The sequence below is a fragment of the Rathayibacter agropyri genome, from assembly GCF_013249015.1.
GTDB classification, from domain to species: domain Bacteria; phylum Actinomycetota; class Actinomycetes; order Actinomycetales; family Microbacteriaceae; genus Rathayibacter; species Rathayibacter agropyri.
This window is the reverse complement of sequence record NZ_JABRPL010000018.1, coordinates 1-1256: the sequence shown is the minus strand read 5'-3', so window position 1 is coordinate 1256 and position 1256 is coordinate 1. Positions and strand designations below refer to the sequence as shown.

Sequence of the window (1256 nt, the reverse complement as noted above, 5' to 3'; positions counted from 1 at the left end):
TGGGGTGACCCAGGGATTCCGGACCACGTCCTCGGTTTGAATCTATTCCACGGGCTGTAGTTTTTTGAGTATCTCGCTCGGAGTGGCGTAATCCAGAGACTGGTGGAGTCGCTCGGTGTTGAAATGGGTGATGTAGTCGGTGACTTCGGCGGCAGCTTGTTGTCGAGTGTTGAAGTCGATCCAGTCGAGGCGTTCACTCTTGAGCTTCGAGAAGAATGATTCCGCTGCTGCATTGTCCCAGCACTGCATTCGGGCGCCCATCGAGCGACGTAGTCCATTCGCGACGCAGTATCGTGCGAATCGTTTGGAACGGTATTGAGTCCCGTGGTCGGTATGGAAAACCGCGCCAGCATGGACGATGCCCGTCGCGGAAGCGACTCGCAGAGCACGGATTGCGAGATTCGCGCCTTGTTTGGCGCCTGTTGCGAAACCCAGTACCGATCTCGTCGCTAAATCGATGACGGTTGCGACGTAAAGCCATCCTTGCCGGGTAGGCACATACGTTATATCCCCGACGAGAACCGTTCCCGGCACCGTTGACTCGAAATTTCGCAGAAGAAGATCGGCTGGATCCGCCACCCGAGCGGCCCGCCGTTTCGCCCGCCGGAACGCTCGCTGCGCCGAGGGGCACTGCACACCCAGACCTGCCATGATGCCCGCGACGGTCTTCCGATTCACTGCAACATTTTGCCGATGCAACGCCGCAGTCACCTTCCGATAACCCGCCGCCCCACGCGACGCGTGGAATGCTTCCTCGACCCGTGCAGTCAATTGTTTGCGACGTTCCGCGGTTCGCGTCGGACTTGCTGTGGCCCACTCGTAGAACCCGGACGTCGACACCCCGAGTTTCTCGCACAAATACTTCACCGGGAATTCGGCCCTCAACCGGTCGATCATCGCGAATCTTTCTCGCCGTGATCGAACTCCCGGAAGAGGGCCCCCGCTTTTTTCTCGAACTCCAGATCCCGGCGCAGTCGAGAATTCTCCTTCTCCAAATCACGAATCCGGTTGCGTTGCTCGCGGGTGAGATCACCCTCCGGATCAATCGCTCGCAAACGGGCACTATTCACCCACTGCCACAACGTCCGATGATCAATCCCGAGCTCTCTGGCCATCGCGCTGACAGGCCGCCCGGACACCTCGACCAAGCGCACCGCCTCAGCCCGATGCTCCGGGGTCACACCCCGATGACTGCGTTGTTGCATACGTCATCCAATCAGTTCAGGAGGACCGTCCGGAATCCCTGGGTCACCCCA

General features: G+C 59.3%; 2 protein-coding genes. Both read right to left on the bottom strand.

Features of this window, described 5'->3' with window-relative positions:
* Positions 1–42 precede the first annotated feature (42 nt).
* Positions 43–897, bottom strand: a complete 855-nt coding sequence (locus HRF29_RS14565; RefSeq protein WP_173249571.1) for an IS3 family transposase — start codon at positions 895–897, stop codon at positions 43–45.
* A complete protein-coding gene (locus HRF29_RS14560) occupies positions 894–1205 on the bottom strand; it encodes a transposase (RefSeq protein ID WP_173249570.1) in 312 nt (103 codons plus the stop codon). The genes HRF29_RS14565 and HRF29_RS14560 overlap by 4 nt, the downstream gene beginning before the upstream one ends.
* Positions 1206–1256 lie beyond the last annotated feature (51 nt).